We start from the raw sequence: 16948 nt of genomic DNA on the forward strand, positions 1-16948 counted from the left end.
CACGTTGGGTGCTCGATCCTCTGGTGGCGGTGGGGCCGCTGCGGTTCGGGATGGACCACGACGAGGTGAAGGCGGCCCTGGACGGCGAATGGAACGGCGGCGGACAGCGCACGGCCGACGGATGGCGCTGGACTCCGTACGACGGCGGTTGCGTGACTGCCGTCTACGACCAGGACGGCTGCTTGGCCGCGGTCGGGATCGATGCCAGGGGAGGCCCGTTCGTCCGGCTCGACGACGTCGAACTGATCGGGCAGGTCCCCTCCGAGGCCCGCGCCGGGATCTTGGGCCTCGCGGCCCGGCGGGGGGCCGCAGTGGGGACGAACCGCAGCGGGGATCCGCAGATCGCGGCGTGGGGCGTCTCCATGTCCACCGAACAGGAGTGGGGGCGGCTACCCGATGGACACGTCGGGCGGAAGGACGCCGTGGTCACCACTGCCCTGTTCACCGCCCCCGGAGTCGCCGACGACAGGGCCGCCTCCGTCATCATGGGGCACGATGTCCGTGACCTGGTCGTGAACCCGGGAGCCTGGCCCGTGACGCCCGACCACGAACGCCCCCGCTGGAAGTGGAACCCGCTGGAGCACGTGGGGCCGCTCCGGTTCGGCATGAGCCCGCACCAGGTGGCCGCCGCCCTCGGCGGCGAGACCCCGGCCGGACGGACGGGCGCTTTCCCGTTCTGGTTCTGGAAGGAGTCCGGGCAGTGGTCCCTCCACACCGACCACTTCGAGCGCGCCGGTGTCACCGCCCGGTACTGGTATCCGGAAGGCGTTCCGGAGCTGGGCGCCGTGACCGTGCACGGCCGTACCGGACCCCAGCTCCACTACGAAGGCATTCCGCTGGTCGGCATCACCCCCTCCGTCCTTGACGCGGCCGTCATCCAGCACGTCGAAGACCATGGCCTGGGCCTGCGGTTCAGCCCGAACGGAGCGGCGGTGCCCGACGGGCCCAACCTCTACCTGGACACGGCCAGGGCGGAGGACGGCTCGGTGAGCGAACCGACCTTCTGCGCTGAGGACTATCAGATCTGACCCTGCACGGCGCACGACGCAGCCCAAGAGCTGCTCACGCCCCGCCCAACCCTCTGCAGTTCCTCTTCACCCCTCACATGATGCGCCGCATCGCGTTCCCCCGGCTCAACGACGGTCTGGCCTTCGCCGACGCCCACCGCTGGTTCGTCGCCTGCGTGCTGCACCGCCTCCGCCTTGAGAAGCGCTACGGCACTGACTGAGAACGCACCACGCCGCCCGTCGGCAGCGCGCCGGCGCCTACTCCTCGTCGGCGGCGGCGCCGACCGCGACGCGGCCAAGGAAGTCCTGTTTCGCCTCCGCCTGATGCACCCAAAGGCGGCCCGTCGACGGACCGACACCTGGCAGTGTGTCACTGGTATGCGGAGGAAGGACATCGAGGCTGATTCCGCAGGCCGCATCGGCGCAGACACGTTTTTCCGCCACTCCGGGCGGGTGTCCTGCACCGGTGCCGACCGGAGCGGTGTGAGGAGGAGGGGTTGATGCGGGTCGGGGTCGTCGGGGGCGGGATTGCGGGGCTGAGCTGCGCGCTGAGCCTGCACGCGGCCGGGTTCCGCCCGTGGGTGAGCGAGGCTGCGCGGGAGATCGAGGCGGTGGGCGTGGGGATCAACCTGCTGCCGCACGCCGTCCGGGAGCTCGCCGAGCTCGGCCTGGCCGGCGAACTGGCCGCGATCGGCCTCGCGCCGCAGCGGCTGCGCTACTACGACCGGGCCGGCGCACCCGTGTGGGACGAGCCGCCGGGCACGGCGGCCGGCTACCGGTGGCCGCAGTACTCCGTGCACCGCGGCCGCCTGCACACCCTGCTGCTGGCGGCGGTGCGGGAGCGACTGGGCCCGGACGCGGTGTCCACCGGGCGGCGGCTGCGGCACTTCGAGACGGTGCCCGGCGGCGTACGGGCCCACTTCCTGGACCGGCCGAACGGGGCGACGGTGGTGGAGGAGGCCGACGTGCTGATCGGCGCCGACGGCATCAACTCCGCGGTCCGGGCCCGGCTCCACCCGCACGAGGGCGCCGCCCGCCGGCACGGCGTCTGGATGTGGCGCGGCGTCGCGCCCCACCCGCGACTGCTCGACGGCCGCTCGCTGGTGGTGGCGGGCGGCACGCCCGGTGCGAAGTTCGTCGCCTACCCGATCGCTCCGGCCGCCGAGCCCGGCGAGGACCTGCTGAACTGGGTACTGGAAGTGCCCGACGAGCCGCCCGTAGAGACGCCGGGGCGCTCCGACCGCCCCGTCACCCCCACCGACGTCCGCCCGGTCACGGCGGCCGAGGCCCGGGACCGCCTGCGTGAGTGGCAGCTTCCGTGGATCGACCTGCCGGCCCTGGTCGGGCACACCTCCACCGTCCTCGCGTACGCGATGGTCGACCGCGACCCGCTGCCGTCCTGGAGCGCGGGGCGCGTCACCCTGCTCGGGGACGCCGCCCACCCGATGCTCCCGATGGGCATGAACGGCGGCTCGCAGTCCGTGGTCGACGCCCGGGTCCTGGCCTGGTGACTGGCCAGGGAGAGCGACCCGGTGGCCGCCCTGCGGCAGTACGACGACCTGCGCCGCCCGGCCCTGAACGCGCTGGTCCTGGCCAACCGCGCCCTCGGGCCGGAGGAGATCATCGCCCGCACTGCCGAGCACGGCGGCCCGCTGCCCGCCGACCACGCCGCCGCCGTCTCCGGACGCTACAAGGAGCTGTCCCTGGCCACCGTCGCCGACGTCAACGACCACCCCTCCTGGACCGTCGTCCCGCAGCCCGACGTTCGCTGACACCGGCGGCGTCTGCGGTCCCGGTCGGCGGCGGGCACCCACGTCCCGGAGACGGAGCGCGGGTCGCGCTGGCTGGGGATGCGCATCGGCACGAACTCGCCGCCGGCGCTGGCGACAACGAGTTGGTCGACCTCGGTGGGCGCCTTCGCCGGCGGGCGTCGACGCGCGCCCATGGCACCCGCTCGACCACGGCGGAGCTGTCGGTGTCGGTCACCCACAACGGGACGATCCTGCTCTCGGTGAGGAGCACCTTCACGAGACGGCAAGAGCCCACGAGCGAGGACGCACCGCCCTGAGTTGGCATGGAACTCGGGTCGACCCCCGCAGAGCACAGCACCCGACCCGCGGGTTCCCGCTGAAGAGCCTTCAGCTTTCGTGAACCCACGGGGCTCACGGGAGTCGAGGAACATCAGAACGAGGGCTAAGCCGTCGGCCTGAACTCGGTAGTCGCGGATCGCCGCCGCACCTCGTTCCCTTCCCGGCTACGCCCGGATTTCGGCCGGGCCCATCATGCTCGAATTGGTCTAGGCACGCCGTACGACTGGGCCGGACACTGGTGGCACCGCTGTCCTGGAAACAGGGAGTGCATAGGGAGGAGCACGCATGAGGTTCGGCATGGCGAAATCTGCGGGTGTCCTGGTGGGGACGGCCGTTCTCCTGGTCGGAGGCATGTCTCAGACCGCCTCGGCCGCGAGCCTGACCGTCTACACCTACCCGACCCAGTACGGCCACGCGACCTACAACACGACGTCAGGCAAGCTCGTCGCGTACGACGACCTGGCCGACAGCCGCAGGATCGTCGCGATCCTGCGGAACGACGCCGGAGACCAGCTTGCGTTCTCCGAGGACGCCAACGGCACCAACAGCACGCCGGGCACCACCGACTACTACTTCGGCTCCGTCGGCGAGGCAGTGACTCTCTACGTCTGCCGGCAGAACGGCACCGACGCCGGTAACCGAGACAAGTGCGACCACAACACCATCATCATCTGAGATCAGCGCGCAGTCCACCGCCTTCTGCCGCGTGACGTGGCAGAAGGCGGTACACCCCGCTGAGCCGGTTACTCAGGCTGAACTCGCCTTGTCGTAGGTACTGACGGACCTTGATCCCCGCGGTATGACATCGGGGTGCGATACGCGCAGGGGGCGGGTTCACTGCCCAGAAGCGCCAGCGTCGGGAGCGGGTGCGGCTGGAGGCCGCCGAGCGGTTCGAACGGGGTGACGGCAGCAGGGTGATCGCGGCTGACCTTCGGGTCACCGTGCGGTCGGTAGAGCGATGGCGTCAGGCCTGGCGGCAGGGCGATTCGGCCGCCTCGCCCTGCTGTTGAGGTCTGCCAGCCGGACGTCGAGCGCGGCTGCCGTCGAACGACGGCGCCAGGACGAAGGCCATTTGTGCGATCCCCACCTCCCGCGTCTCGCTGTCCGCCCCCGTCCGCGCCGTTGCTGCGCTCGCTGGTGGCCATCCGGGAAAGTCGCCGAGCGGCCGTCCGCTTCGACCTTCGCGGCCACGTGCGCCGCCCCGGTGAGGACGTCAGCTCGACCGGGAGACCACGGCCCGCACGATCGAACTCCGCCTGGAGAGCGTTCTGCAGCGAGCCCGCCCTCACCACCTCGGGGTGGAGGGTCGCGTACGGGTGCAGCGGATGGGCGGCGTCGGTCGGTGCCGCATCCGGAGACGCCCCGGGCTCGTGAAAGGGATCGGCGACTCCGGCCGGTGACACACCCGGAGGCTGCTCGGACATACGGCCGAGTCTGCCGGAACAGCCCGATCACCGTGGCGCGCCGGCGGGCCCCGCGCCGGCGGTCGGGCCCCGCGCCGGCGGTCGGGCGCCGGGGCGGGGCCGGGGGCGGGCGGCGGCCTCAGGTGCGGTTCTCGGCCTGGAACATCCAGCTGTGCTTCTCCAGTTCGGCCGTGAGGCCGATCAGCAGGTCCTGGCTGACGGGATCCGCCTCGCCGGTCTCGTCGATGCGCACCCGCAGCCGCTCGATCACGGTGGCGAACGCCTTCACCAGGTGCTCGACGACCGTCACGTCCGCCGTCCAGCCCTCGGGGAAGCCGGGCAGGCTACTGGTGGCGGCCACCGTGGCGGCGCGGCCGTCCGGGCTGAAGCCGATCGCGGCGGCGCGCTCGGCCACCTGGTCGGCGAAGTCACGCGCGGTGGTGACCACTTCGTCGAGGTGGAGGTGGACGGAGCGGAACCGGGGCCCGTAGAGGTTCCAGTGCGCCTGCTTGGCCACCAGGGAGAGGTCCAGCAGGTCGACCAGGGTGCCCTGCAGGGCGTTCCCGACCGTCTTGCGTTCGCCTTCCGGCAGCGGGCTGCTGATGACGACACCCATCGTTGACATCCTTCCTGATCGGGGAGCCGTCGGCCGACCCCCGTCCGTATGGGCGCCCCGCCGCCCGGTGGCCGGCCGTGCGCGCCCTCCAGCGGAATGAGCGCGGGGCCCGGCCCTCCGGGGGCACGGGCGGACGACCGCCCGGCGGCGGGATCGTCCGGCGCCTGCCCGGACCCGCGTCGGGGAAACCACCCGGGCGGGGGATCACGCCGAGCGACCCGGCCGCGTTGAGAAACGAGGAATGCACCCCGGGCGCGCGGGTAACCGAGCGCTGCAACCCCGGCCACCGAGGCCGGAGGAGAGCCCGGTGCCACCGCCAGAATGGGAGTCCGCCGCATGACCGTCGCCACCTCCTGGTCCACCGCCGTCACCCTGCCCGAAGGGCCGTTCCCGGACGTCGCCGTGGACGCGGAGCTGCGCTTCGACACCGCCTCGCCGTACGCGGTGTGCCTGGCCTTCCCCCCGCTCGGCGACGACGAAGCGACGCAGTGGACCTTCGCGCGCGACCTGCTCGACCAGGGCCGGCACGGCCCGGTCGGCTGCGGGGACGTGACCGTCGCGCCCGGGCCGGAGGGCCAGGTGCTGATCACCCTGCGCTCCCCGTCCGCGCGCGCCGTCATCAGCGTTCCGGCGGCCGTCGTGTCGGCGTTCCTCCTCGACTCCTTCCGCCTGGTACCGGCCGGCACCGAGACCGAGCACCTGGACGTCGACGCCGCCCTAGCCCAGCTGCTGTCCTGATCCGCTCCGCACCGGGGCAGGCATGCCTCCCGGCGGGCGGGGTAGGCGGGCGACACCGGCGGGCCCGACCCCTCCCCTCACGGAACGGCCCGCCGCCGGATCCGGGAAAGGAGAAGACCCATGGCCACCCAATCGCTCCTGGCCTCACCCGACGGCCCCTCCCTGCTCGCCGTCGCCGTACCCGCCGTGGCCATCGCCCTGCTGCTGATCGGCGCGTTCGCCTGGGGCAGCCGCCACCTGAACCGGCGGCGGCCGAAGCCGCCCAGGGGCGCCCCCGCCGCGCGCGCCGATTCCTGGAGCACTCCCGACGGGGACGCTCCGCAGCCCTCCCCTCCCGGGCACGACGGTCACGACGGCCACGGGACCGACGACCGCCCGGCGCACCGGGCGTCACAACGCGCGGAGCCGCCCCGGCGCTCCTCGTGAGGGCCGGGGTCGTCCCTGTGATCCCCGGTGCCTGCGGCCACATCGCGGGCACCGGGGATCACGTCGTCACCGGCGCTGCCGGGTGACCCACCGCCGCACGGCGAACTCCGGGGCGAACTCCGGGACGAACTTCGGTGGGAAGACGGTGTGTTCGGCGTGCAAGGGTCCCGCCCTCCCGGACCCGGCTCGGCCCCGGTCCCTCGCGGGGACCGGGGCCGAGCGCCGCGGTGGCCGGACCGCGCTCAGCCGGGGCTGATCCGCCCCCGCCAGCCGCCCTGCTCGTGGCCGTGGCCCTCGATGAAGTCCTTGAAGCGCCGCAGGTCCCCCTTGACCCTGCGGTCCACGACGCCCAGCGCGTCTCCGGCCTTCTCGACCATGCCCTCCGGGCGGAAGTCGATGGCCATGTTGACCCGGGTGTGCTGGTCGTCGAGCCGCTGGAAGGTCACCACGCCCTGCTGCTGCACGTCTCCGCCCACCGTCCGCCAGGCGATCCGCTCGTCGGGCAGCTGGTCGACGATCTCGGTGTCGAACTCGCGCGTGACCCCGCCGATGCTCGTCCGCCAGTGGTTGTGGCGGTCGTCCACCTGGGTCACCGAGTCGACGCCCTCCATGAAGCGCGGGAACTCCTCGAACAGCGTCCACTGGTTGTAGACGGCGCCCAGGGGCACGTCGACGTCGACCGATTCCTTCACCATGCTCATCTGTGCTCTCCTCGTTCGGCGTGACCGGGACTCTCCCCGGTCATCCGCGCGTCTGCCCGCCGCGCGCCGACGCATGCCTCCCGGCGGCCCGGCGGATCGATCCGACGCCGTCCGACCCGATCCGACCCGACCGGATCCGATCCGGCGCGACCCGGTCCGACGCAGCACGGGGCGCCGCGCCCGTCGACCGCCCGCCCGTCACCCCGGCCGCAGTTCGAGCACGCAGCACTTCGGCCCGCCGCCGCCCTTGAGCAGTTCCGGCATGTCCACGGGTACGGGTACGTATCCGGCACGGTGCAGCCGCCCGGCCAGGCCGTGCGCGGCGGCGGGGAGCACCACGTGCCGTCCGTCGCTCACGGCGTTGAGGCCGAAGACGGCCGCGTCCGGCTCGGCGACGAGGATGGCCCGGGGGTAGAGCGCGCGCAGCACCCGCCGGCTCTCCGGGGCGAAGGCCGGCGGGTGGTACATGATCTGCTCCTCGTCGAGCACCGCCAGCGCCGTGTCGAGGTGGTAGAAGCGCGGGTCCACCAGGACCAGGCTGACCACCGGGCGGCCGAGGACCCGGCGGGCCTCGTGGTGGGCGGCGCGGCTGGTCCGGAAGCCGGTGGCGGCCAGCAGGTGCCGGCCGGTCAGGAGGAAGTCGCCCTCGCCCTCGTTGACCGGTCCCGCGACCCGTACGGGCCGGTACCCGGCCGCGGCGAACCAGCGGCGGTGCGCCTCTGCTTCGGGGGCGCGCTGCTCGTGCCGGAACCTGGCGACCAGCACCCGGCCGTCGATCGCCGTGGCGCCGTTGGCGGTGAACACCATGTCGGGTAGTCCCGGCACCGGGTCGAGGAGATCGACCCGGTGGCCGAGGGCCCGCAGCGCGTCGCGCAGTCGGCCCCACTGGGCCTCCGCGGCCGCGCGGTCGACGGGGCGCGTGGGGTCCATCCACGGATTGATGGCGTAGTCCACCGCGAAGTGGGTCGGCGGGCACAGCAGGTAGTGGCGCCGGCGCGCGGTGCGCACGGGGGAAGGTTCCATGGGTGGGCGCGTGCCCACGGCCGTCGGGTGGAAACGGTGAGGTGGAAACGCCGCGGGCCGCGCCGGCCCGCGGCGTGAAGTCCCGCTCGCCGGGTACCCGCCGGAGGCGTCCCGGATCGAGCCCGAACCGTCCCCCAACCGCAGCGGCGACCATAACCGCAACGGGCAACCGGCAACCGGGCCTACAGAACCGCTCCCGAACGCACTGGACCCTTCCGAACCGGAACGGACGCCGAGGAGGCCGCGATGGACCACCTCTCCGAACACTCCGAACGCTCCGACGAGTCCCTCCCGCCGGACCGGGCCCAGGCGATCCTGGAGGCGGCGAAGCGGATCGGCTCCCTGCTGAAGGCCGAGGACCACCCCTTCGCGGTGGCGGGCGGCGTGGCCGCGTACGCGCACGGCGCGACCGTACGGCTCCAGCACGACGCCGACTTCTGCATCCGCCGGGAGGACGCGGAGGCCGTCACCCGGACCCTGCGCCAGGCCGGGCTGGAGGTGTTCCTGCCGCCCGAGGACTGGCTGCTCAAGGCCCGCTGCCTGGGCCAGGACGTCGACCTGATCCTCGAACTCGCCAAACGGCCCGTCACCTCGGAGCTGCTGGACCGCGCCGAGGTGCTGCCGGTGGACTCTGTGCGCATGCCGGTGCTCTCCGCCACCGACCTGGTCGGCAGCCTCCTCGCCGCGTTCTCCGAGCACCACTGCGACTTCGGAGCCGTCCTGGCCGTGGTCCGGCCGCTGCGCGAGAAGGTCGACTGGCCGAGGATCCGCGCCGAACACGGCGACGCGCCGATGGCCGCCGCCTTCCTCTACCTCCTGGAACGGCTCCAGGTGATCGAACCCGAAGGAGTCCAGGCATGACCGGCACCGACGACACCGAGTACCGGGTGGCGCACCTGCGCGACCGTCTCGCCGAGGCCGAGATCGGCGAGCTCGGCCTGCGGATCGAGAGCCGCGGCGGACACGTCACGGTGTACGGCACGGTCCCCACCGAGCAGCACCGGGCAGCCGTCGAACGCATCGTCGCCGAGACCCTGGCCGGGCTGGTGGTCCACACCGACATCGTGCTGGCCGACGACCGGCCGCCGGCCGGATCGGAGGTGCTCCGGTGATCCGGCTGGCCGCCGTCGGGGACATCCACCTGGGCCGCGACAGCCACGGCGTGCTGCGGCCCGCCTTCGAGGCGCTGCGGGAGCGGGCGGACCTGCTGCTGCTGGCCGGCGACCTCACCCGGCACGGCGTCCCGGAGGAGGCCGCGGTGGTCGCGCAGGAGGTCGCCGGTCTGCCGGTGCCGGTGATCGCCGTGCTGGGCAACCACGACTACGACGCCGGCTGCCCGGAGGAGGTCGCGGCGATCCTCTCCGGGCGCGGCGTCCACGTGCTGGAGCGCACCTCGACGACCGTCCGGGTGGGAGGCCGGCTGGTCGGCGTGGCCGGGACGAAGGGCTTCGGCGGCGGGTTCGCCGGCCGCAGTGGCAGCGAGTTCGGCGAGCCGGAGATGAAGGCCTTCATCCGGCACACCCGGCACTGCGCGGAGGGACTGCGGGCCTCGCTGGACCGGCTGGCGGCCGAGCGCTGCGACCTGCGCATCGCGCTGACCCACTTTGCGCCGGTCGCGGACACCCTCGCCGGGGAGCAGCCGGAGATCTTCCCGTTCCTGGGCAGCTACCTCCTCGCCGAGGCGATCGACGCCGCCGGGGCCGACCTCGCCGTCCACGGCCACGCCCACCTCGGCACCGAGCACGGCCTCACCGCCTGCGGCGTGCGGGTGCGCAACGTGGCGCAGCCGGTCATCGGACGGGCGTTCGCGCTCTACGAGCTGGAACCGGCCCCGCGGGCGCCGTAGCCCGCTGCCCCGGCCGCCGAGGTCGGCGGCCGGGGCAGCGGATGCCCCGGTCGGGAGCCCACCTCCCGGCCGGGGCCGCCCGGTGACCGGTCAGGCCGCGGAGGCGACCGGGTCACCGGTGAACAGGGCGCGGCGCTCGTCCGCGGTCAGGCCGCCCCAGACGCCGTACGGCTCGCGGGCCGCGAGGGCGTGGCGCCGGCACTCCACCCGGACGTCGCAGCCGGCGCAGACGGCCTTCGCCGCCTCCTCCCGTGCCCGGGCGGCGGCCACGGGTTCGTCGGCGGACCGGCCGAAGACGCCGCCGTCCGCGGTGTGGCAGGCCCCGTCGGGCTCACGGCTCCACCGGGGCTGCGGGGCTTCTGACACGTGCGAGAGGTCGGCCACGGCGGTTCCTTCCGATCGGGTTCGCGCTGGCCCCGTTCGTCTAACCCCGTCCCGCCGGTTCATGCCTCCGACGGCTCAACGGCCCGCTCACGGCCCGCTCACGGCCCGCTCACGGCCACTCCCGGCCGACTCGTCCGGCCGACCGGATGAAGTCCGGCCCGCGCGTGTGGAGAACGGGCCGGACCGGGCAGGCGCGGGGGCATGGTGCAGATCGGATACACGATGATGACGGAGCAGCGGGGCCCGCGCGGCCTCGTCGCCGACCTGGTGCTCGCCGAACGCGCGGGCTTCGACTTCTCGGTGGTCTCGGACCACTACTTCCCGTGGCTGGACGAGCAGGGCCACGCCCCGTACGCGTGGGCGGTCCTGGGCGCGGCGGCGCAGGCCACCTCGCGGATACCGCTGATGACCTACGTGACCTGCCCGACCTTCCGCTACCACCCGGTGGTGGTGGCGCAGAAGGCGGCGACGCTCCAGCTGCTCTCCGAGGGCCGGTTCCGGCTGGGGCTGGGCAGCGGGGAGAACCTCAACGAGCACGTCGTCGGCCGGGGCTGGCCGGCCGCCCAGGTGCGCCAGGAGATGTTCGGGGAGGCGGTGGAGATCATCCGGGCGCTGTTCGAGGGCGGGTACGTGACCCGGCACGGGAAGCACTTCGACGTGGTCGGCGCACGGCTGTGGGACCTTCCGGAGCAGCCGCCGCCGATCGGCATGGCGGTGTCCGGGCCCGCGTCCTGCGCCCTGGCGGGGCGGCTCGCCGACCTGGTGATCGCCGTCGAGCCGGACGCCGGGCTGATCTCGGGTTTCGCCGAGCACGGCGGCGCCGGGAAGCCCGCGGTGGGCCAGCTGCCGGTGTGCTGGGACCGCGACCGCGATGAGGCCGTGCGCCGGGCCCACGAACAGTTCCGCTGGTTCGGCGGCGGCTGGAAGGTCAACGCCGACCTGCCGGGGACGGCCGGTTTCGCCGCGGCGAGCCGGTTCGTCCGGCCCGAGGACGTCGCCGAGGCCGTCCCGTGCGGCGACAAGGTCGAGGACTTCGTCGAGGCCGTCCGTCCGTTCGCGGACGCCGGATTCGACGAGGTCGCCCTCGTCCAGGTCGGCGGGGACTCCCAGCCCGCCTTCCTGCGCTGGGCGGAGGAGACACTGCTGCCGGCCCTGCGCGCGGCGTTCTGACGGCACAGCGGGCAAGGGGGGCATGCATCGGCGGTCCGGGGGCAGAAGGGCGGTCACCACCAACCGAGGAGGTCTAAACCATGGTTCCGGTCCTTCTGGTCCTTCTGCTCGCGCTCATCCTGTTCGGTGCCGGATTCGCCCTGAAGGTGCTCTGGTGGGCGGCGGTCGTCGTGTTCGTCCTGTGGTTGATCGGTTTCGTGGCCCGGGGCACGACCGCGGCCGGCGGGCGGGGCCGCTGGTACCGCTGGTAACCGCCCGGCGTCCCGTGGGCCCTCGGCACCGCTGGTGACGGAGCCCGGCGCCCCGTGGGCCGCGACGCCGCGGCCTACGGGGCGCCTTCGCCGTCGGCACGCCGGGAGCCCCCGGTCGCGGGACAGCACCGCGCGCTCGGGTTGCGGACGCGCGGATCCGTTTCCGGAGGCGGCCGCGGGGTTACCTGCGCAGAGTCCCCCGAGTACGAGGAGCATCCATGAAAGAGTCCGGACCTGTGAAGAAGATCGTCGACGCCGTCGCCGACGTGGTCGAGCGGGCCACCCCGACCGACCGCCCCGAGGTCCCCGGTGCGCCCGGCGCCGCCTCGCCGGGCGTCGAGGAGCCGACCGAGGTGCACGACCCGCTTCTCCCCAAACCCGACCAGGCGGCTCCGCGGCCGGTGACCGCGACCGGGCGCGACACGGGTGCCGACGCGCGGGTGCGGTCGCAGAGCGGCGCCTTCCTGACCACCGCGCAGGGCGTGCGCCTGCCCGACAGCGACCACTCCCTCAAGGCCGGGCCCCGCGGTCCGGTGCTGCTGCAGGACCACCACCTGCGGGAGAAGATCACCCACTTCGACCACGAGCGCATCCCCGAGCGGGTGGTGCACGCCCGCGGGGCGGCCGCGCACGGCGTGTTCCGCGGGTACGGGAGCGCCGGCGCCGTCTGCAAGGCGGCGTTCCTCGGCGAGGACGTCGAGACGCCGGTGTTCGTCCGGTTCTCCACCGTGCTCGGCTCCCGGGGCTCGGCGGACACCGTCCGTGACACCCGCGGCTTCGCGACGAAGTTCTACACCTCCGAGGGGGTCTTCGACCTCGTCGGCAACAACATCCCGGTGTTCTTCATCCAGGACGCGATCAAGTTCCCCGACGTCGTCCACGCGGCGAAGCCCCACCCCGACCGGGAGATCCCGCAGGCCCAGTCCGCGCACGACACCTTCTGGGACTTCGTCACCCTGCACACCGAGGCCACCCACCACACCCTGTGGAACATGTCGGACCGGGGCATCCCGCGCTCCTTCCGCACCATGGAGGGGTTCGGCATCCACACCTTCCGCCTGGTCAACGCCGAGGGCGCGAGCACGCTCGTCAAATGGCACTGGAAGCCCAGGCTCGGCGTCCACTCCATGGTCTGGGAGGAGGCGCAGCTGGTCGCCGGGGCGGATCCGGACTTCCACCGCCGGGACCTCGCCGACGCGATCGAGGCGGGCGCGTTCCCGCAGTGGGAGCTCGGCATCCAGACCTTCCCGGACACGCCGGAGCAGACCTTCGAGGGCATCGACCTGCTCGACCCGACCAAGATCGTCCCGGAGGAGCTCGCGCCGGTGCGCCCGGTCGGGCTGCTCACCCTCAACGCCAATCCGACCAACTTCTTCGCCGAGACCGAGCAGGTGGCCTTCCACCCCGGGCACCTGGTGCCGGGGATCGACATCACCGACGACCCGCTCCTGTCGGGCCGCCTGTTCTCGTACCTCGACACCCAGATCACCCGGCTGGGCGGCCCGAACTTCGCCCAGATCCCGATCAACCGCACCCACGCCCCGGTCAACGACATGCTGCGCGACGGCTTCCACCAGGACGCCGTCCACTCCGGCGTCGCGCCGTACAAGCCGAACTCGCTCGACGGCGGCTGCCCGTTCTTCGCCGGTGCCGGGGACCGTCCCTTCATCGAGTACCCGACGCCGGTGGCGCCGGCCACCAAAGTGCGCGAGGCGCCGGCGTCCTTCGCGGACCACTTCGGCCAGCCCCGGCTGTTCTGGGCGAGCATGAGCCCGGTGGAGCGCGAGCACATCATCGCCGCCTACACCTTCGAACTCGGCAAGTGCCACGAACAGGCGATCAAGGAGCGCGGCCTGCGGGTACTGGCCCGGATCGACGGCTACCTGTGCGCGCAGGTGGCCGCCGGTCTCGGCCTGCCGGCGCCCGAGCCCGCCGAACCGCTCGCCCCGGCCCGGCCCAGCCCCGCCCTCTCCCAGGTCGGGCGGACCTGGCCGGTGGACGGGCGGGTCGTCGGCCTCGTCGCGGGCACCGATCACGGCGCGCTGGCCACGGTGCGCCGGGCCGTGCTGGACGCGGACATGGTCCCCCTGGTGATCTCCGCCGCCGGGGGCAGCCTCCGCCCCGAGGGCGACCACGAGCCGCTGGCCGTGCAGCGCACCTTCGTCACCGCCCGCTCGGTGGAGTTCGACGCGCTGGTCCTCGCCGGTGCCCCCGGTCCGGCGCCCGAGGGCGAAGCGACCCGGGACGCCAAGGCGGCCAACCCGCTGCCGGCCTCCTCCCCGGTCGACGCCCGGCTCGTGCTGATGCTGACCGAGGCCTACCGCCACGCCAAGCCGATCGTCGTCCTGGAGGGCGGGCAGCCCGCTCTCCAGGCCGCGGGCATCGCCGCCGACGCCCCGGGCGTCCTCACCGGCGTCCGGCCCGACCAGGCCGTGGACCAGCTCGGCCTGCTGCTCGCCGCCCACCGCGTCTGGGACCGCTTCCCGCCGCCCATCGCCGGCTAACGGAAAGCGTGTGCCGGGGCGGCGTCCGCGAGGGACGCCGCCCCGGCCTTTTAGCGCCGGTGTTTCCGAGCAGACGCCCGGTATGGGCATTCTCAGTCCGCCCGGGGTCCCGTCGCGGCGCTTCGCCCCGGCCCCCGAGAACGTCGCGCTGGCGCGGCGGTTCGTGCGCTCGGCGCTGGCCGGCGTACCAGCGGAGACGGTGGACACGGCCGAACTCCTGACCAGCGAACTGGCGGCCAACGCCGTCCTGCACGCGCGCACCGAGTTCGAGGTGCAGGCGTGGGCGCAGGACGGCCGGGTCAACGTGCGGGTCAGCGACGGGCGGCCGGAGGTCGGCCTCGTCCCCCACGACCGCCACCCGTACGCCTCCACCGGCCGCGGCCTGGGCCTGGTGGAGGACCTCGCGCCCAGCCACGGCGTCCACAGCGACGCCGAGCGCAAGACGGTCTGGTTCGAGCTGTGGCCCGGGCAGCCTGATCCCCCGGCCTCCGCCTGGGAGACCGTCGCCCCGGTCGGCCCGACCGCGACCGTGACGCTGATCGACGTGCCGTACGCCCTGTACTGGGCGGCGCAGCAGCAGTGGGAGGGCCTGCTGCGGGAGCTGTACCTGGACGGGTGCGCCGAGGAGCGCGTGGGGGTGTCCGAGGAGGACCTGACGGTCGCCCGGGACGCCGGGAACATGATCTGCGAGTGCATGACGGCCTCGGTGCAGCAGGAGACCCCGGACAGTTCGACGCTCTCCGTCCTCGTCGCCTTCCCGGCGGACGGCGCCGAGGCCGTGGCCACCCTGTACCGGGTCCTCGACCAGGCGGAGGCCGCCGCCCAGCAGGGGACCCTGCTCACCCTCCCGGCGCTTCCGCAGATCCGGGCCTTCCGGGAGTGGCTGTTCGACCAGATCACCTCCCAGCTGACCGGCGCGGACCCCACCGCGTGGACGCTGAACCCCGACGCGCCGAGCGGCACCCCGACCGAGCTGGCCCCGTGGGACGCCAGCGAGGTGGCGGCCGCCACCGAGCCGACGGTCGCGGCCGACGACCTCAACCGGATCATCGCCGTGAACGCCGCCGCGGCGAACCTGCTCGGCTGGTCCCCGCAGGAACTGATCGGGGAGCGGCTGACCGTGATGATCCCCGAGCACCTGCGCGGCCGGCACGAGGCCGCCTTCACCTCCCTGCTGCTCACCGGCCAGCCCCGCATCCTGGGCCGTTCCGTCCCGCTGCCCGCGCTGCACCGCGACGGCCGGCTCGTCCCCGTGCGGCTGCGCGTGCAGACCCAGGAGGCGATCGACGGGCGCACGGTGTTCGTCGCCCAGCTCACCGCGCGGACGGGCCCCACCGGCGCCCCGCAGGACCCGCAGGAGCTGCGGAACCTGCACGGCCCCAGGATGGAACCCGGCCCGGTGAGCCTGCCGACGACCACCAGCAAGTCCCGGCGGGCGAGCATCGAGCGGACCGCCCTGGACCGGCTCTCGCTGCTGGCCGACACCGGCCTGGCGCTCAGCAGCACCCTGAACCTGCATGAACGGCTGCACCGGGTCTGCCAGGTGCTGACCCAGCGGCTGGCCGACTGGTGCGTGGCGGACCTCCTGGACGACGCGCCCGACCGCGTGGAGCGGGTCTGCGTGGTCCCCGGCGACCCGCGGGTGCCGATGCCCGAGGACCTGCTCGGCCGGCTCCCTCCGCTGGCCGAGGACACCCAGGGCTCCCTGCCGCGCGTGATGCGCGGCGCCGGCCCGCTGCTGGTCACCGACTTCCCGCCGCCGGAGCGGGCCCAGAGCGCCCTGGAGGCCCGGCAGCTGGACATGTTCGAGCGGCTGGAGGCGAGCAGCGCCATCGTGGCCCCGCTGCGGGCCCGCCGGGAGGTCCTCGGCGCGCTGACGCTGGTGCGTACCCGCGACGAGTACCCGTTCACCACCGAGGACGTGCTGCTGGTGGCGGAACTGGTCCGCGGGATCGCCCTCGGGGTGGACAACGCCCGGCTGCACCAGCACACCCGGCGCACCGCCGAGCGCCTCCAGCGGGCCCTGCTGCCGGACGTGCCCCCGGTCGGCAACCTGGACCTGGTGGCCCGCTACGTCCCGTCCAGCACCACCGCCGAGATCGGCGGGGACTGGTACGACGCCTTCGTCCTGCCCACGGACGACCTGGTCCTGGTCATCGGCGACGTGGCGGGGCACGACCTGCGGGCCGCGGTGGCCATGAGCGCCCTGCGCAACATGCTGCGCGGGATCGCCGTCGACCGCCGGGAGCCGCCCGGCGAGGTGCTGCGCCAGCTGGACCGGGCGAGCACCACCCTCACCCCGCAGTCCACCGCCACCTGCGTGTACGCGCTGGTCAAGGGCGGCGAGTCGGGCCCCTGGGAGCTGCACCACTCCTCCGCCGGCCACCTGCCGCCGCTGCTCACCACCGAGGACGGCGGGACCCGCTACCTGGACGGGGCCGCGGGCCTGCTGCTCGGCATGGACGCCGACACGCCCCGGCCCACGGCCCGGGAGGCCCTGGCGCCCGGTTCCACCCTGCTGCTGTACACCGACGGCCTGATCGAGCGCCGCGGACAGTCCCTCGACGACGCCATGGACGGGCTGCGCCGGCACACCGCCGCCCTAGCCCGGGCGCCGCTGCACGTGTTCTGCGACGAGCTGGTCATCGCCCTCGGCGCGGAGAGCGACGACGACATCGCCCTGCTCGCCGTGCGCGTCGCGCCGCCCGGCTGACCGCGGGGCGAGCCGCCCGCCGCCCGCCACCGCAGCGGTGCCGGGCGGCGGGCGGGGCTCAAAGGCTCCTAACAGA

Annotated in this window: 19 protein-coding genes; 15 read left to right on the forward strand and 4 right to left on the reverse strand. The window is 73.8% G+C overall.

From position 1 onward, the window contains the following. Window positions 1-8 precede the first annotated feature (8 nt). The 6 genes from ACIQI7_RS14260 to ACIQI7_RS14285 all read left to right on the forward strand — a co-directional run bounded on the left by ACIQI7_RS14260 (window position 9) and on the right by ACIQI7_RS14285 (window position 4107). On the forward strand, window positions 9-1028 hold the full coding sequence (locus ACIQI7_RS14260; RefSeq protein WP_401108989.1) for a hypothetical protein: 1020 nt from the start codon (window positions 9-11) through the stop codon (window positions 1026-1028). A gap of 77 nt (window positions 1029-1105) precedes the next feature. Beyond that, on the forward strand, window positions 1106-1228 hold the full coding sequence (locus ACIQI7_RS14265) for a hypothetical protein (RefSeq protein WP_401108991.1): 123 nt from the start codon (window positions 1106-1108) through the stop codon (window positions 1226-1228). Between the two features lie 279 nt (window positions 1229-1507). Then, window positions 1508-2518 carry an FAD-dependent monooxygenase gene (locus tag ACIQI7_RS14270; RefSeq protein WP_401108993.1) on the forward strand — a complete coding sequence of 337 codons (1011 nt, stop codon included), beginning with the start codon at window positions 1508-1510 and terminating at the stop codon, window positions 2516-2518. Between the two features lie 21 nt (window positions 2519-2539). Continuing rightward, a complete protein-coding gene (locus ACIQI7_RS14275; protein WP_401108995.1) occupies window positions 2540-2779 on the forward strand; it encodes a hypothetical protein in 240 nt (79 codons plus the stop codon). Window positions 2780-3448: 669 nt separating this feature from the next. Then, a complete protein-coding gene (locus ACIQI7_RS14280; protein ID WP_401108997.1) occupies window positions 3449-3772 on the forward strand; it encodes a hypothetical protein in 324 nt (107 codons plus the stop codon). 191 nt (window positions 3773-3963) lie between these two features. Beyond that, on the forward strand, window positions 3964-4107 hold the full coding sequence (locus ACIQI7_RS14285; RefSeq protein ID WP_401108999.1) for a helix-turn-helix domain-containing protein: 144 nt from the start codon (window positions 3964-3966) through the stop codon (window positions 4105-4107). A 532-nt stretch (window positions 4108-4639) separates the two neighbouring features. Here ACIQI7_RS14285 and ACIQI7_RS14290 read toward each other — a convergent pair. Next, a complete protein-coding gene (locus tag ACIQI7_RS14290; RefSeq protein ID WP_401109002.1) occupies window positions 4640-5116 on the reverse strand; it encodes a DNA starvation/stationary phase protection protein in 477 nt (158 codons plus the stop codon). Between the two features lie 336 nt (window positions 5117-5452). Here ACIQI7_RS14290 and ACIQI7_RS14295 point away from each other — a divergent pair, with 336 nt between their 5' ends. Further along, on the forward strand, window positions 5453-5854 hold the full coding sequence (locus ACIQI7_RS14295; RefSeq protein WP_387758819.1) for an SsgA family sporulation/cell division regulator: 402 nt from the start codon (window positions 5453-5455) through the stop codon (window positions 5852-5854). A 120-nt stretch (window positions 5855-5974) separates the two neighbouring features. Beyond that, complete coding sequence (locus ACIQI7_RS14300; protein ID WP_401109005.1) at window positions 5975-6280, forward strand: DUF6479 family protein; 306 nt, start codon at window positions 5975-5977, stop codon at window positions 6278-6280. A gap of 242 nt (window positions 6281-6522) precedes the next feature. On the opposite strand, the gene ACIQI7_RS14305 is transcribed toward ACIQI7_RS14300, so the two are convergent. Together ACIQI7_RS14305 and ddaH are read right to left on the reverse strand one after the other, a co-directional pair. Continuing rightward, complete coding sequence (locus tag ACIQI7_RS14305; RefSeq protein WP_401109008.1) at window positions 6523-6981, reverse strand: SRPBCC family protein; 459 nt, start codon at window positions 6979-6981, stop codon at window positions 6523-6525. 198 nt (window positions 6982-7179) lie between these two features. Beyond that, window positions 7180-8004 (reverse strand): dimethylargininase, encoded by an 825-nt coding sequence (gene ddaH, locus ACIQI7_RS14310; protein WP_401109010.1) that lies wholly within the window; start codon window positions 8002-8004, stop codon window positions 7180-7182. A 246-nt stretch (window positions 8005-8250) separates the two neighbouring features. Between ddaH and ACIQI7_RS14315 the strand changes: the two genes are divergently transcribed. The 3 genes from ACIQI7_RS14315 to ACIQI7_RS14325 are packed head-to-tail and all read left to right on the forward strand — an operon-like array spanning window position 8251 to window position 9850. Then, window positions 8251-8865: a nucleotidyltransferase family protein gene (locus ACIQI7_RS14315; RefSeq protein WP_401109013.1), complete on the forward strand. Its 615-nt coding sequence runs from the start codon at window positions 8251-8253 to the stop codon at window positions 8863-8865. Continuing rightward, on the forward strand, window positions 8862-9116 hold the full coding sequence (locus tag ACIQI7_RS14320) for a BON domain-containing protein (RefSeq protein ID WP_401109015.1): 255 nt from the start codon (window positions 8862-8864) through the stop codon (window positions 9114-9116). Before ACIQI7_RS14315 ends, ACIQI7_RS14320 begins: the two co-directional genes overlap by 4 nt. Further along, window positions 9113-9850, forward strand: coding sequence for a metallophosphoesterase (locus tag ACIQI7_RS14325; RefSeq protein ID WP_401109018.1), 738 nt, complete (start codon window positions 9113-9115; stop codon window positions 9848-9850). Before ACIQI7_RS14320 ends, ACIQI7_RS14325 begins: the two co-directional genes overlap by 4 nt. Before the next feature lie 90 nt (window positions 9851-9940). Here ACIQI7_RS14325 and ACIQI7_RS14330 read toward each other — a convergent pair whose 3' ends face one another. Continuing rightward, on the reverse strand, window positions 9941-10234 hold the full coding sequence (locus ACIQI7_RS14330) for a WhiB family transcriptional regulator (RefSeq protein ID WP_401109020.1): 294 nt from the start codon (window positions 10232-10234) through the stop codon (window positions 9941-9943). 201 nt (window positions 10235-10435) lie between these two features. Between ACIQI7_RS14330 and ACIQI7_RS14335 the strand changes: the two genes are divergently transcribed. From ACIQI7_RS14335 to ACIQI7_RS14350, 4 genes are all read left to right on the forward strand, one after another. After that, on the forward strand, window positions 10436-11404 hold the full coding sequence (locus ACIQI7_RS14335; protein ID WP_401109023.1) for an LLM class F420-dependent oxidoreductase: 969 nt from the start codon (window positions 10436-10438) through the stop codon (window positions 11402-11404). Between the two features lie 80 nt (window positions 11405-11484). Further along, a complete protein-coding gene (locus ACIQI7_RS14340; RefSeq protein WP_387758806.1) occupies window positions 11485-11655 on the forward strand; it encodes a hydrophobic protein in 171 nt (56 codons plus the stop codon). Between the two features lie 218 nt (window positions 11656-11873). After that, window positions 11874-14159 carry a catalase gene (locus ACIQI7_RS14345; protein WP_401109027.1) on the forward strand — a complete coding sequence of 762 codons (2286 nt, stop codon included), beginning with the start codon at window positions 11874-11876 and terminating at the stop codon, window positions 14157-14159. Window positions 14160-14241: 82 nt separating this feature from the next. Further along, entirely contained in the window at window positions 14242-16872 is a 2631-nt protein-coding gene (locus ACIQI7_RS14350) for a SpoIIE family protein phosphatase (RefSeq protein WP_401109029.1), read from the forward strand. The last annotated feature ends 76 nt before the right edge of the window (window positions 16873-16948 follow it).

This window comes from Kitasatospora sp. NPDC092039 (genome assembly GCF_044756065.1).
Lineage (GTDB): Bacteria > Actinomycetota > Actinomycetes > Streptomycetales > Streptomycetaceae > Kitasatospora.